Below are 14783 nucleotides of genomic sequence, written 5' to 3'. Positions count from 1 at the left end.
AACGGCATAAAACAGTTTGTTCATCTTTTAATAAAAGATTGAATGGATTGTTCAAAACTCAAGTCATGGAGCTTAAAACTAATGCATATTTTCTCTATATTCATGCGCCATTAACAGCGATAATACGTGCATTCAGCCCGTTTTTAAGAGTATGCCGTCCATGATCGATGATGATTTTGATTTCGACCAACCCGTGACCCGAATTCCGCAAAATCCACAAGCGACCAAACTACTGGGCAATCGAATTTTACAACAAGCTGAACAATATCTTGCTTCAATGGGTAGTCGACCACATGCACAATTGCTCGAGTCGCTCCGTCAGCTCGAGTCTGAAGATTCGTACTTTGCGGTAATGGCGGATCAACTTGAGTATGAAAGTGATGAACCAATGGCCAATGACGTGCTCAATCTGTTGTTTTTCTGGCAAATGGCCAATGAAAAAGAAGCTGATATGACTAAGTTTCAGTTGCCCAATTTAATCCAAACGGACTATTTCCAAGCGACTTTGCTTGACGCTTACGACGCGATGGATTTGGGTGCATTCCAAGCTCAGCGCCGCAGCGTGATTGAAGAAACTTTAAAACTATATCAACAGCAGTGTTATGCAGGTTGTATTACGGTTCTTTATGGTCAAATTGAAGGAATTTTGACGGATGTCCTGATTGAACATGGCTATTTACAGCAAAATCAAACCAAGTTTGTCGATGTCTATAAAATCGTACCAGGTTTGAAAGGTCATGAAGTCAAAAGCCTATGGCATAAAGTCAAAATTGCCAGTGAAATCAATCCGTATTTTCTGAGCCTTGAAGCCTTGAAAATGGATGCGAGTTCGAGTGTCACGGCCAGCCGTCATAATATGGTACATGGCGCAGACGTGATCCATTTCACGCAAGCACGCAGTTTCATTTTGTTTATTTGGCTGTTTGCGGTCATCAGTTTTATCAGTACTTTAAAGCGTTAGTCTCTTCCGTTGAATGGTACAGGATGGTGTTTAAATTGCTGCATCCTGTACAGCTATTGTTTCCAAATGATGCAAATGAGGTCAGCACTTAAAAAGCAAGGTATAACTCTTAGTTAAGCAAAATTTTAAATACGAAAGAGGCCTGTGACATGACGAATGACAATAAACTCGATGATTTAAAAACCAAAGCGACTGAGTTGGGTGAAGACTTGAAGTTGAAAGCTCAAGCGGCAAAACTCGAAGGCGAGAAAGTGCTGGAAGATGTCAAACATCAGGCCACTGAAGCTAAGCTTGATGCTGAAAAGCAGCTGACTGACTTAAAGCAGAACGCAGTAGAAACTAAAGCCGAAGGTGATGCAGCCTTTGAGCAAAAGTTGGAGTCTGCACAAGCCAAAGCCGAGCATGCGAAACAAGTTGCGCAGGAAAAATTGGATCATTTTAAAGTTGAAGCAGGGCATAAACTGGATGAGGCTAAACTTAAAGCCACTGAGTTAAAGCATGAGGCTGAAATTAAACTGGAAGAATTTAAGGTGCAAGCCACTGAAAAGTTTGACGAGTTGAAAAAGAAAGCCACAGAAACACTGCAAAAGTTTAAAAAAGACGACCAAGCTTAATCCGTCTGAAATGGCGAATGTTGGCCTTAAATGTTCGCTAATACTATGGCGTAGACTGTGTACTGAGTGCAGGGTCTGCGTCTAAATTAAACCACATGATGCTCTGAATTTGATTGTTTACGGTGCGGATGGTGTAACGATAGTTTGCAATTTCATATACATATACCGTCTCTAGTGGGCTATTCGGTGCACTACTGATTGGGGTAGAGGACATAGAAATCGGCGATAAATCGATTTTTTTCTGCATGTCTTGAACTTGATCACCTATAGTCACAGTTTGACCCGCAGGGGTTTTAAATGAATTGGTTGATGTATCTGCAAAACTAAAGCTAGATATGGTGCAAGCCAAAACAACCACGGCCCAAAGTTTCATTTTTTTTCTCCCCAAATCGCGTCAAGATAGAACAACAGAATATAGATATTTTGCTATGCAATAACATCACCTTAAATGGGGAGATTGGATTGTACTTACAATTCTTTACGTTCAAATTTGATCCAATTCACCGATTTTATTTTTTCAGTTAGCTTAAGCGACTAAGCTTCGCCCTTTGATATTCAGCGTATAAAACCAACTAAAAAGCTAGGAATACTAAATTTCATGGCATAATCCATAAATACTGAACTTAACCTAAGTTCGTTTTGTGGTTAAACTATAGCATTCAGCTGAATACTCGAATTTGGAGTACATATATGTCGTGGCTTTCTTCTCTTAAATCAGTTTTTTCTCCTGCGCAGGAGGTAAAGGAAGAAGAAATCCAAACAGTACTGCAAAACTATATCTTGCCCAATTCAAACCATGCGTTGAAAGACCGCATTACTCAAGTGAATGTGCAGGGCAATATTCTGCAAATTACCATCAATACTTTTCCTGCCGAAGCAGATGATTTACAACAGATTCATGATGATTTGGCGGTTGCGCTTGAAGCATGCGGTATCAAAGAATTAAACATGCATGTGATTCAACAAAAAACGGGACATAAAGAAAAGTCAGGTGGCTGTGGACATCAGCATGCTGAAGGTGAGAGCTGTTCAAGCCAAGCAAAAGAGGCTGCACCGAAAAGCAATTTACCCCCAGTGATTGATGCTTCAGGCTCAGCACCCAAAGCAGTTGCACAACCCGTTGAAACTGATCCAAACAATCCACCCATTCAAAAAGCAGCGCCACAACAACGTGATGTGCCGAAGCATCCGCGTATTCAAAATGTGATTTTGGTGTCCTCGGGCAAGGGGGGCGTGGGCAAATCCACAACCACGGTAAACCTTGCACTTGCTTTGCAAAAACTCGGCTTAAAAGTTGGGGTCTTAGATGCGGATATTTATGGTCCAAGTATTCCGACCATGTTGGGCAATGCGGGCAAAACGCCGATGATTGAAGCGGAAAATTTTGTACCCTTAGATGCCTATGGTTTGGCAGTGTTATCGATTGGGCATTTAACAGGTGATCACAATACTCCTGTGGCTTGGCGTGGACCGAAAGCGACAGGGGCGTTGATGCAACTGTTCAATCAAACCTTATGGCCTGACTTAGATGTATTGATGATTGATATGCCACCGGGTACAGGTGATATTCAGTTGACGCTTGCGCAGCGCATTCCTGTGACAGGTGCAGTGATTGTAACCACACCGCAAAACGTGGCACTTATGGATGCGACCAAAGGCATTGAGTTATTTAACCGCGTACATATTCCAGTTATGGGTGTTGTGGAAAATATGTCGACCCATATTTGCTCAAATTGTGGATTTGAAGAGCAAATTTTTGGTACGGGCGGTGGAGATCAACTGTCGGAGCAATACGCTATTCCGCTTTTGGGACGTTTACCTTTAAATGTACAAATCCGTGAAAATGCAGATGCGGGTAAGCCTTCTGTTTTAGTGGAAGATAGTGCAGCAGACAGCTATATGCAGATTGCTGAAAAAATTGCAGCCGCACTGCCTCAGGCTGAAAAAGACCAGACTCGTATTTTCTAAATCAGCCATAAAAAAGCCCAATCTGTTGAGTTGGGCTTTTTTTTTGCTTTTTTAGGACAGTGAATAGGACTGATTTTGTTTTTTGGCTTGCATAATATTAATGCTGATCGCAATCACCACCATCACAATCCCGATAATATCAGTCACAGTTTCAGGGATAATCATACATAAAGCACCTGCACCTAAGAAAATCCGCCAGAACCAATTCAAACCAACTTTAAAGTAACCTTCAACTGCTGCACCCAGTGCCAAAATCCCAACCACTGAGGTAAAGACAATACTCACAATAGTTGTCCATGCAGGAAAGGCAAACTCACGTGCATTGACTGCGACGTTGGCCGTATCAATCATCAGCATGGCAGGGTTATAGACGAACAGGAACGGGACAATGAAACCTGCCAAAGAAAGTTTCAAGGCTTGGAAACCTGTGCGCATTGGATCACCCCCTGCGATTCCCGCACCTGCAAACGCGGCTAAGGCGACAGGTGGCGTAATATTGGCAAACAGACCAAAGTAGAACACAAACATATGCGCCACCAGTGTGGGAATATCAAAGTTTGCCAAAGCGGGTGCAGCCATGGTCGCGGTAATGATATAGGCTGGAATCGAAGGAAGTCCCATACCTAAAATCATTGATGCAATCATGGTAAAGAACAGCGTTAGAAATAGGCTGCCTGCACCGATGCTCATAATTGAGGAGGTCATGACAGAGCCAAAGCTGGTCAGGCTCACTACACCAATAATAATCCCCACCACAGCACAGGCTGCCATGACTGAAAGGGATTGTTTTGCACCATCGGCGAGCGCTTCTAATATTTCTTTGAAGCCCATACGGGTCGATTTGCGGAAACTCGCCACAATCACAGTTAAGACAATGGTGTAGACCGCGGCATAACTGACAGGAATGGATTGAAAGAGGAAAAATACCAAAGCCACGATCGGAATAAGCAAGTGCCCTCGCTCCTTGAGGACATCTTTAACCCGTGGCAAATCTGCTTTCGGTACACCTTTTAAATTGTCTTTACCAGCACGGAAATGAACTTGCGCCATCACGCCTAAATAGTAGAGCAAAGCTGGAAGGGTAGCTGCAAGGGCAATGGTCCCATAACTGACACCCGTGGTTTCAGCCATAATGAAGGCACTGGCTCCCATCACAGGGGGTAAAATTTGTCCACCTACAGAAGCGCTGGCTTCAACAGCACCTGCAAAATTTTTGTGGTAGCCAATTTTTTTCATCAGTGGAATAGTGAATGAACCGGTCCCCACGACATTGGCCACCGCTGTGCCATTAATGCTGCCCATAAAGCCGCTGGAAATGACGGCAACTTTTGCAGGGCCACCTTGTTTATGTCCCGCAAGTGCCATCGCAAGATCATTAAACAATTTGCCCATGCCTGATTTCGCCAGAAAAGCACCAAACAAAATAAACAGAAAAATGAAAGTGACTGAAGCACCGATTGCGGAAGAATAAAGACCTTCGGTTTTTAAATACATTTGCCCGAAAATATCACTAATACTATATGGACGCGTCAATAAACGATCAGGGACCCAGTCATAGTGGCTAAAAAACGGGTAAGACAGAAAAGCTAAACCTAAAATAGGCAGCATCCATCCCATAACCCGCCGAGCGCCTTCAACCACCAGCACCACGGCTAAAATGGCAAAAACAATATCTAAAGTGTTTGGAATACCCCCACGCGTGGTCATAATGGCTTGATATTCTTTCCAAAGGTATAAAAAGGTTGCTAAAGAGGCTAGGGCAAGTAACCAATCCAACCAAGGGATGCTTTGTCGTGAACTGGACTGACGCGCAGGATAAAGTAGAAAGATTAAAACCAAACCAATAGCGACATGGGCGGAACGTTGAATCAGTTCGGGGAGTGGATTAAAGGTAATAAATAAATGAAATAAGGAATAGAAAATAGCAATCGCCGCTATAAACCATGCCACAGATTTGTTGCTTGGGGTACGGGTCACTGACTCACGATCAAATTTTTCTAAAATGGCTTGTTGTTGTTGCTCATCTAATTGTTCAGGGGCAACTTTGTCTTCATTTTGAGTCATCGGCATTCTCCGATCTGCCATGCTTTCCACAAGGGCTGTTGTTGTGCTGTAATTTGCACCAAGGTGTAATCTGGATATTGTTGAAAAATAGGCCAGACGCTCTGGTGAATGATGATACTGCCTTGCATATTCTTGGAAATGATCCAGTTGATTTGATCAATTCGCCGATTAACTTTCATTCTGACTATACCGTCTTTTTGAAAGATGATGGGATAGTCATTCGGTGTGCCTGCACCGAAAGAAATCAGGTCGGTGTAGCGCAATATAAAGTGCTGTTGCTCCTGTTGATAGTTTTCAATCCAACGGGTTTTTTCAACTGAATGTTTCCACTGCAAACTAAATTGTGCTGTTGAAATTCGGCACTGCATTTGAGCAACAGTTACTTCGCTATAGCGAACAGGTAAGAACAACAGCCCGCATAAACCGAGTAGAAAAAGTGCAGTAATCACTGCACCTTTTTTCAGCTTCATTTTTTCGCTGCGAGTTCGTCGTAATAACGCTTAGCCCCAGGGTGTAGCGGAGCAACCACGCCTTTTTGAGCCGTTTCCAGATTAATTTCTGTCGCTGCCTGATGTGAGTTGGCCAATTGTCCTAAACTATCAAAGAAGGTTTTGGTCAGTTTATAGACATCATCTTCAGAAAGATCGGAACGTACCACTAAAGCGTTCATAATGGCCGCAGTTGGAATATCTTCTGCATTACCATAAGTGCCTTTCGGAATATTCAGAGATAGGAAATAAGTTTGGTTTTTGGCGATTTGTTTCACTTTCGCCGGATCAATCCCGACCAGTTGTAAATCGAAACCTTGTTGCAGTTCCATCAAGGATGAGTTGGGGATACCACTGGTTAAGAATGCAGCATCAATTTTCCCACCCTTTAAAGCATCCGCGGCTTCTGCATAGCCTAGATAATCGACCTTCACGTCATTGTAAGTAATACCAAAACCATTTAAGAGGGTGCGCGCATTAACTTCAACCCCTGAGTTTTGGGCACCGACGGCAATGCGTTTACCTTTTAAGTCTTCAAGCTTTTTAATGCCTGATTTTTTTGATGCCACAATTTGTACATAGTTGGGATAGAGTGCCGCCACTTGTTGGACATTATCAATTTTCCCACTGGCAAAACTACCTGTGCCATTCAGTGCTTCAGTTAAGCTGTCACTCATGACAAAAGCCATTTCGACTTTTTTCTGTTTGAGTAAGTTAAGATTTTCTACCGATGCGCCTGTGGTTTGGGTTTTTGAATTTACACCGTAGGTTTTATTATAAATTTCAGCCAAACTGGTGCCAATCACGTTATACGGGCCAGATGCGCCGCCTGTTGCTATGTTGACAAATTTACTTTGGAGTTTGTCGGATGCTTGTGCACTGGTTTCAGTTTGAGCATCGCCTGAAGTCGTGGTTTTATTGTCACTTGAGCATGCTCCTAGACCCGCAAGTGCAATTGAAAGTAGCGTGAGTTGAGTCCATTTTTTCATATACTTTTCCTCGTTTTATTATCTTCAAAGCCATTCACTTGGCTCTTTTATCCTTGACTTAGCGTGATCAGATTGATGAATAAAAATACGCATGTTTTAAAAAGTAACTGATTAAAAATCATTTGAATAGTTTTTTTTCATTAGGCATGTCTATTTGATTTATAAAATCATTGATTTGAAAAAAGAATAAAGCATGTGGCGTCATTTTTATGAATGCTAGATTGGGTAAGGGTCTTATACGTTATTTATGTTAAGTATTGAATGAAAATTAAAAAAACTGTTATCACGGTTCACTAAATTTGATTGCTTTCAGCATGGCAAGTCATTACGCTTATAGCTATATATATGTGGGTCTGTGAATATGGTCACTTGGTTTTTTATTGGTTTAGTGATAACCATTCTTTTAACTCCAGGACCAACCAATACCTTACTTGCCTCTTCGGGCATTCAAGTCGGTATTCGTAAATCTTTGCGTCTCATTCCAGCAGAAGCTTTTGGCTATCTCATTTCAATCACGGCATGGGGCTTCCTTATTGGAAAAGTGTCCGTACACTTGCCTTTATTGCCGACTATTTTAAAACTGTTCAGTGCAAGCTATATCATTTATTTGGCCATCAAATTATGGCGTACAGCCGATGCTGAAGTGAGTTTTAATCAACCGACTATTCGGGCACGTGAACTGTTTTTGGCAACACTATTGAACCCTAAAGCATTGTTATTTGCTTCTGCCATTTTCCCGACTATTGCGTGGACAAAATTGGATTATTACCTTTCGCATATGTCGCTGTTTTTGGTGTTAATTGTTCCTATAGCTTTCTTTTGGACTTTTATTGGGTCAATTTTAGCGAGCAATAAAATTCGTTGGCTGAACCAATCTAACCTGCAAAAAACAGCGTCGCTGGTTTTGATGAGTTTTTCGATTCCACTGAGCTATTCTGCGATTTTAAGTTTTTAATTTAGTAATTAAAGACAGAAATTTTGCGAACTTAAACGCGCTTATTTTCATTGAAAGCGATTTCAGTTAAAGTACAACGCAATTATTGAAATTAAGCTTTTTTGGAAAGAATAAATGGCTATTAAGTCCGATCGTTGGATTCGCGAAATGAGCGAAAAACACGGCATGATCGAACCGTATGCAGAAAACCAAGTTCGTTTAGATGAAAATGGTCAAAAACTCATTTCTTATGGTGTGTCGAGCTATGGTTATGATGTTCGTTGCGCGCGTGAGTTTAAAGTTTTTACCAATGTTCACTCGGCAATTGTAGATCCAAAAAACTTTGATGATAAAAGTTTTATCGACATTGAAGCTGATGTTTGTATTATTCCGCCGAACTCATTTGCTTTAGCTCGTACCGTTGAGTATTTCCGTATTCCACGTAATGTGTTGACTGTGTGTTTGGGTAAATCGACCTATGCACGTTGCGGTATTATCGTAAACGTCACACCACTTGAGCCTGAGTGGGAAGGTCATGTTACTTTAGAGTTCTCGAATACAACTAATCTTCCTGCACGTATTTATGCAGGTGAGGGTGTTGCACAAATGTTGTTCTTCGAATCTGACGAAGTGTGTGAAACATCGTATAAAGACCGTGGTGGTAAGTACCAAGGTCAAACAGGTGTGACTTTACCGAAGACCTAAGTTTTAAATATTCAAAAAAGCGGATCATTGATCCGCTTTTTTTATGTCAATTCATTCATCGGAAAATAAATATTATCGGACAGTTGGTTTTGCATTTGTGCTGAGTTTCAGCATAATCAATTGTGAAATAGAGTGCTTTGGTTGACGCAAATAAAAATTATAGTGCGCAGAGTAGAATGCCAAGCAAAGGATGCAGTACATAAAGATGCGGAGCATCGAATAATAAGGATGGTCGAGATGACGAATCGTATATATCCCGCAGGATTGAAAAAATCCTGTTTAGCTAGTCTTGTCGGACTCATGCTTGCGCAGCCTACATTTGCCCTTGAGTCACTTTCCGATGAATATCTAGCGGATACTACGGGTGAAGGCATTGCGTTACTTCCTGAAAACTTCAAGATGGTGTTTCAAGGGGCTAATGATCTCTCCACGGCTTCTAGTTATAACCGTGGCGTGGCCAATCCACAACAATACGACACGGGTTTCATTCGTATTATTCCTGTGGGTGAGAACTACTCCAAATATACCAATGCCGATGATCTGACCACGAAACGAACCAAAGCGGACATCTTTATTTATGGTTTAGCACTTTCACGGTCTGATAATAATGCCAATAGTCGTTTCAGCAATCAGGGTTTTACATGGGGAAGCGATGTTAACCCTTGGTTATTTCGCGCTGGCACAGCCACGGGGATTAAACAGTTTCATCAGTCGAATGCAAGTTCAGATGTAAGTTTTCTAGGGCTGGAAGCGCCTTTAGCAACGGTTGTAGCGAGTGACACAGATAATAATATTAAATTAGGTCTATGGTGGGATGCTTTTTCACGTAGCTGGAATTCCCAAAATAAAGTGGACCCTATCACTGGTGCACCAACAACAACCAACGCGGCAGCAGATCCTGATTTAAGTTTAAACCAGAGAATACGTTTACAGGCAGTTGCCAACGGATTGAGTTTAAATGGCTCACAGGTGCGTATGTTTCAAACTCAAGCATCTACCCTAGACCAGCAAAATAAAACGTTTGGGATGGCAGCTTTACTTCGGATCAATACCAATGATGATCCATCTGGATTGGTCTATGCCAACAACGACGCAAATAAAGCGCTATTGAATGCTAAAGTCCTTCGACTGAGCACAGCTGCGACCAACGACGGTACGGCAGTCACACCCGCATTAGATCGTTCATTGGCTCCAATTTTTGATGCGAGCGAGGGACTTTATTTATACAGCCCAAATATTAACTTGGTCTTGGGTAATATGTATCAGCCTTTTGTTGTAGGTTCGGAAGGACGCAATATTATTCTCGAAGTCACGCGTATTCCGAATGTGCCTGAGATTTATAAGCAGATTTATACCTACTACCCAGATGTACAGGGTGGAAACAATGCTGACTATAAAGGATCAACCTGTAATGTGGCCTATTGTGGTTCGAATTTTGTTCAAACGGGGGCAGGGAGTACCGCGATTCAATACCAAGGAAATAACGCAACACATAGCAGTATTTCGATTGGTAGTGTGACACGGGATCCGACCACCAATACGCTCAAAGCCAATACGGCGACACAATCTACTGGTGTGGTATTCCGCGGGACTGGAACAGCAGTTCCTGTGAATTTGGGTTCAGTTGCTATAGATGGTGTATTGATCCAACACTTAAAAATTAAGACCACAGGGCTATAGGATACCGACATGATGAAAAAATTATGTGTAACCATGTTGATGGCGGTATCCATGTTATCTCAAGCGGGTTTGGTAGATTTGGATAATACGGAGCTGGTCGGTGTGACTGGGCAGGGCGGCGCGGATTTGAGCTTAACCCTATCGATCAACCACCAATATGCCAATGATATGAATCTAAATACGATTTCTAGGATCAATGGTGTAGATGCAAATGGTCGAGCTATTGTCACTGAAGCGTATTATCAAATGCGCGCAAATCAAGATTGCGCTTTATTAGAACTGTGTCGTATCGCCATTTCTCCAAATAATCATAAGGAAAATGGGCAACGAAAATGGCTGGTGTTTAAGCAGTTCCAAGGCACCATGCAAATTGATAAATTTTCGCTGGAAGGTACCACAATTCTGAATAAAGAAGGTAAGCCACAAACTGCGATGCTGTTAAAATTTTTCGATGATAAACCCCTTAAAATTCGTAACTTGGGTTTTGCCAGCCTTTCAGTAGAAAGTGGTGAAAATGGATATTTCAATACCTCAACGTATAACAGTTATGGTACGAGTAAAACTGTACCCACTTTTGATAAAGGTCAGGAACAAGGTTTTATGGGCTTAAATGTTCACGGAAACTTACATCTGGATGGAAATCTAAAAATCTTTAGTTATAACTGCTCGGGCACTGCGGGTAGCCGCTGTTAGACCCATAGTTTCAAAAGGATATTGAGATGCATAAAATAATAAAACTAAACCTTCTGACACTGTGTATCTGTGCAGCGAATCAAAGTTATGCATTACAAGCTTTGAATGATCAGATTTTAAGTGATGTGACGGGTCAAGATGGTATTTCAATTACCCATGAAGCTTCAAAAGTTGACATTAAACAATTGAATTGGATCGATCCAGCGGAAGTCGGAAAAACACCGATTAAACTGGGTTTACATAATATTGACGTTAAAACGGCGACTGGTAATAACAACATTAAAACCAAACTCGATTTTGATGTGGGAACAACACAATTAGCCAATGGTACGCAAGGGGTTGGTATTCAGCTCTCTGCAAGTGTGTCACCTTTTACCGCAACGGCTGCCCAAATTATGCTGATGTGTTCGCCGAATTGTGCAACAGGTGAAACAGACCAAAATTTAGGAAGTTTTAAGCTTTCGACTATTTCACCTTTTGAAGTGTACTTGGCAACGACGAATGGTTTGTTTAACCGCGACTCAAAGGTGCATTTAGATTTTAAATTGCAGAATGCCAGTATTAGTTATGGACAGAATAATCAAGATTTAACCTTAAAAGATTTCAACTTCAATTTATCTGCTGATGGATATCTTTATATCGATGAAACGGAAGGTGTAGTTCTCACCTCAAAGGGCAGTGTTGGCGATAATATTGTTGTTTTAGGTCGAGTGGAAGATAAAACTGATGTGCATGACAGCCGTGTAGGCAATGCCACAAATCCGGGGTTAAACGTCGATTTACGTTATGGCTCAGCAAACTCGACTCACCGGAACTTAATTCGGATAGGGGCATCGGGTGCATTAACCAATGGCAAGATCGTATTGAATGCTGACCAAACTGGTGTTGCTAAGTTTAATATGGTCAACCGTGTTAACGGTAATGTTCAAGAAAATGAGGTGGTTGCATCTGCAGGTTATGGTTTTAAGAATGCGGGCGGCTTACATTTAAATGTATCGGCTGACTTTACCCGTGCAGGGAATAGTTTGCTCGGCGCTGCGACACCGACAACGTTTGAATTAGGGCATACTGGTACAGGCAGTTATGCCATCGAATTTTCAAACTTATCACCGCTGAATGTACGTTCTTCTACTGACCCTAATTCAGCAATAAACAGTCAAAATGCCTATATTGATTTTGGCCAGATTTACATCAATAACATTCGCACCAACTCAATGGGTTTTGTGGTCAATGACCAAATTAAGACGATATTGGGTGCGCAAAACTATGAACTGATTTATAACCCATCGCCAACGGGCAATGCTTCAAATATGGCTTTTATTGCTGTGCGTGGGCTCGATTTTCAAGCCATTGCACGTAAAGCCCGCTTTATTTCAGATAATTCGATTGCGGTAAACAATACTAACGAAGGGACATGGGGCTTAGGTATTCCGATTTATAACCTCAATGCCAATGCTGCATTTTTTGCCAAGAAATACACCAATACTGCTGGAACGGTGAAGGATGGCTTGGGCTATGACATTGCAGTATCAACTGATGGTTATGGTGAAGATAGTCAAGGTAACCCTAAAACAACGTCTATTATTGTCATTGATGGTGCGATGAGTAAGCATGGCGAAGAAGTTAACTACTATACAGGCTTACGTAATATTGACTCATATTTTAAAGCCAATGGTGTGATTGGTTTTAATGAAAATGAAATCTATATCAAAGCCGATAGTTTATTGTTTGCTGCGAATGCGGAAATCGCAATCGGGCAGCTTCCGGGTGCACTATATAACTGCCCAGCAGGGGTAAATAGTTGTGCCAAAGAAGTCGTGCCGATTAATAACTTTGCTAAAAAAGATGATGTTCTCGCATCGATTGCTTTTATGTTAGATGGTAAAGGCGAACTCTTTATTATTCCTGGGCTTGAGGCTGTAGGCGGGACACCACAAAGCAACTATTTGTCATTTAAATCCAATTTTGAATTTAATACGTTGAGTAGCACAGACCTGAGTAATGAAAGTAAAAAAGGAAGTTTTATTAGTTTAAGTAATACCGATAGCAATGGAACCACAACAAAAACCTCAAGTTTTAACTTAAACAAAATGCAAGGTCACTTAGGTTTGAATGGAAAAATTCATATGCAAAAGGACTCAGTTGTCATCGACAATCAAGTGCAATTTAACTATAAGGCATTAGCAGGTGGACAAGGAACAGCCTTTAGGACGGAGGTCGCATTGTCTCCAACAGGTACCATGCAGAAGGTTGCAGATATTGCCATTACGGGTGGGGCTATGCGTAGCACATTAGGGATTACGCCGCGCTAAAAAGAATGACAAGGAATAAATAAAATGAATAAGTCTTTAATTTCAATTCTAATCACAGCAACATTAGGCTTGAGTCAAAGTTATGCGATGACCGCTTTAAATGACGAGGAGTTGTCAGAAGTTGAAGGTCAATCTTTGATGAATCTAGAGTTTCAGCAAGGGACAAATACAACCGATGCACAAGGGAAAACATATAATCAATCAAACATTGGTTTTTATAAGTTGGCTCTAAGTGCCGAATTGGAGCTGAATGCCAATATTAAGAAGCTTCAATTGGGATGTGGTGGCGACAACAATTCCATTCGAGCGAACAGTTGTGATATTGATATCGATCATATTGGTTTAAGTGGACTACCCGATGATCCAAACTACACTTCTGATCAACGTGCAGCAACTTCGGCACTAATCACAAACCCGTTCATTCAGTTTGCGATTAAAAATCCGACTTCAGCCGCAACACGTGAAGTACTCGGTTTTCGCGTCAGTGCTGAAAAGATTAAAGGTTTAATGACGCTTGGTACAGAGAATACTTCGACGCCAAATGGTATTAATACCTTTAGTGGTTATATGAAAACTAAAACAGCTTCAGGTACTGCTGTAACAGAAGCTCGTACTATGACGTATGCAGATACGGGTTTACAAATTAAAGGGAAGGTTACAGGAACAATTTTATTTATTCCGACAACATTGGATTACACATCTGATAATTATAATTTAACCCTGAGTTCAACCACAGCACCTTTTACGATTAATTCGACAATTGTGTCAGGAACTCGAATGAAAGATGTAACTTTAAAAGGAAGTGGTACTGTTGGACAAATCAATTTCTCAGGTCCTCTTACTGCAACAGTACTCGGCGGCGTGCCTCTGAATAAACAGGTAACAGGGAATATTACGGGATTAAAAACGGATATCACTGTGAATCAGAGTTTAGGTTTAATTCATGCGCTGTATTTAAACAATCCTGCATCACTATCTTTGCAATCACAAGATATCCTATGGACGGGGGCTGCAGTTGGTGCGAATAAAGGATGGTGGCTAGCGATGGAAGACGAAGTTGAACTTGGTAGCTTAAGTCCAACCACCAAAGTAGCAATTACCAATGAGGTTCTAAAACAAACCATTGCAGGGATTAATAAAGATTTAACTGAGCATCCAAGGCCATGTGGAGATTTACTTTTTCAGTGTGCTTTGGGGAGTGACTTAGCAGTTGGTAATGTTCCAATGAATTCTACAACTTTAGATTTCCCACTGACTAATTTAAGTTTACAAGGGCAAAACTTTAGATCGAACTGCTACGGTGGTTTAAAGTTCTGCTAAATATATGATCCCATAAAAAAATCCCGCATATATCGCGGGATTTTTTTATTCTAAA

Annotated in this window: 13 protein-coding genes; 9 read left to right on the top strand and 4 right to left on the bottom strand. The window is 41.3% G+C overall.

The window, feature by feature from the left end; genetic code table 11:
- Positions 1-160 precede the first annotated feature (160 nt).
- Together KVY11_RS03245 and KVY11_RS03240 are read left to right on the top strand one after the other, a co-directional pair.
- Positions 161-961, top strand: coding sequence for a hypothetical protein (locus tag KVY11_RS03245; protein WP_218288081.1), 801 nt, complete (start codon positions 161-163; stop codon positions 959-961).
- A gap of 149 nt (positions 962-1110) precedes the next feature.
- Complete coding sequence (locus KVY11_RS03240) at positions 1111-1575, top strand: hypothetical protein (RefSeq protein WP_183174047.1); 465 nt, start codon at positions 1111-1113, stop codon at positions 1573-1575.
- A 43-nt stretch (positions 1576-1618) separates the two neighbouring features.
- Here KVY11_RS03240 and KVY11_RS03235 read toward each other — a convergent pair whose 3' ends face one another.
- Positions 1619-1948 carry a hypothetical protein gene (locus KVY11_RS03235; protein WP_004694526.1) on the bottom strand — a complete coding sequence of 110 codons (330 nt, stop codon included), beginning with the start codon at positions 1946-1948 and terminating at the stop codon, positions 1619-1621.
- 317 nt (positions 1949-2265) lie between these two features.
- Here KVY11_RS03235 and apbC point away from each other — a divergent pair, with 317 nt between their 5' ends.
- Complete coding sequence (gene apbC / locus KVY11_RS03230; RefSeq protein WP_218288080.1) at positions 2266-3543, top strand: iron-sulfur cluster carrier protein ApbC; 1278 nt, start codon at positions 2266-2268, stop codon at positions 3541-3543.
- A gap of 51 nt (positions 3544-3594) precedes the next feature.
- Here the strand turns inward: apbC and KVY11_RS03225 are convergent, their stop codons facing one another.
- Genes KVY11_RS03225 through KVY11_RS03215 form a run of 3 tightly spaced genes read right to left on the bottom strand, consistent with a single transcriptional unit; the run spans position 3595 to position 7084 of the window.
- Entirely contained in the window at positions 3595-5607 is a 2013-nt protein-coding gene (locus KVY11_RS03225) for a TRAP transporter permease (protein ID WP_218288079.1), read from the bottom strand.
- Entirely contained in the window at positions 5604-6077 is a 474-nt protein-coding gene (locus KVY11_RS03220; RefSeq protein ID WP_183174050.1) for a DUF1850 domain-containing protein, read from the bottom strand. The genes KVY11_RS03225 and KVY11_RS03220 overlap by 4 nt, the downstream gene beginning before the upstream one ends.
- Positions 6074-7084, bottom strand: coding sequence for a TAXI family TRAP transporter solute-binding subunit (locus tag KVY11_RS03215; RefSeq protein ID WP_148826496.1), 1011 nt, complete (start codon positions 7082-7084; stop codon positions 6074-6076). The genes KVY11_RS03220 and KVY11_RS03215 overlap by 4 nt, the downstream gene beginning before the upstream one ends.
- 361 nt (positions 7085-7445) lie before the next feature.
- On the opposite strand from KVY11_RS03215, the gene KVY11_RS03210 reads away from it, so the two are divergent.
- The 6 genes from KVY11_RS03210 to KVY11_RS03185 all read left to right on the top strand — a co-directional run bounded on the left by KVY11_RS03210 (position 7446) and on the right by KVY11_RS03185 (position 14728).
- Positions 7446-8039, top strand: coding sequence for a LysE family translocator (locus KVY11_RS03210; protein WP_004694517.1), 594 nt, complete (start codon positions 7446-7448; stop codon positions 8037-8039).
- 114 nt (positions 8040-8153) lie between these two features.
- Entirely contained in the window at positions 8154-8723 is a 570-nt protein-coding gene (gene dcd / locus KVY11_RS03205) for a dCTP deaminase (protein WP_004694514.1), read from the top strand.
- A gap of 237 nt (positions 8724-8960) precedes the next feature.
- The gene (locus KVY11_RS03200) at positions 8961-10403 is read left to right on the top strand and encodes a hypothetical protein (protein WP_218288078.1); all 1443 of its coding nucleotides are present in this window, start codon (positions 8961-8963) and stop codon (positions 10401-10403) included.
- 9 nt (positions 10404-10412) lie between these two features.
- Positions 10413-11096 (top strand): hypothetical protein, encoded by a 684-nt coding sequence (locus KVY11_RS03195; RefSeq protein WP_218288077.1) that lies wholly within the window; start codon positions 10413-10415, stop codon positions 11094-11096.
- Between the two features lie 26 nt (positions 11097-11122).
- A complete protein-coding gene (locus KVY11_RS03190) occupies positions 11123-13408 on the top strand; it encodes a DUF6160 family protein (RefSeq protein WP_218288076.1) in 2286 nt (761 codons plus the stop codon).
- Between the two features lie 24 nt (positions 13409-13432).
- Positions 13433-14728, top strand: coding sequence for a hypothetical protein (locus KVY11_RS03185; RefSeq protein ID WP_087010446.1), 1296 nt, complete (start codon positions 13433-13435; stop codon positions 14726-14728).
- The last annotated feature ends 55 nt before the right edge of the window (positions 14729-14783 follow it).

Source organism: Acinetobacter sp. CWB-G5 (assembly GCF_019209785.1).
Lineage (GTDB): Bacteria > Pseudomonadota > Gammaproteobacteria > Pseudomonadales > Moraxellaceae > Acinetobacter > Acinetobacter johnsonii.
Note: the sequence above shows the minus strand (reverse complement) of the source record. Positions and strands in the feature narration are given on the sequence as shown.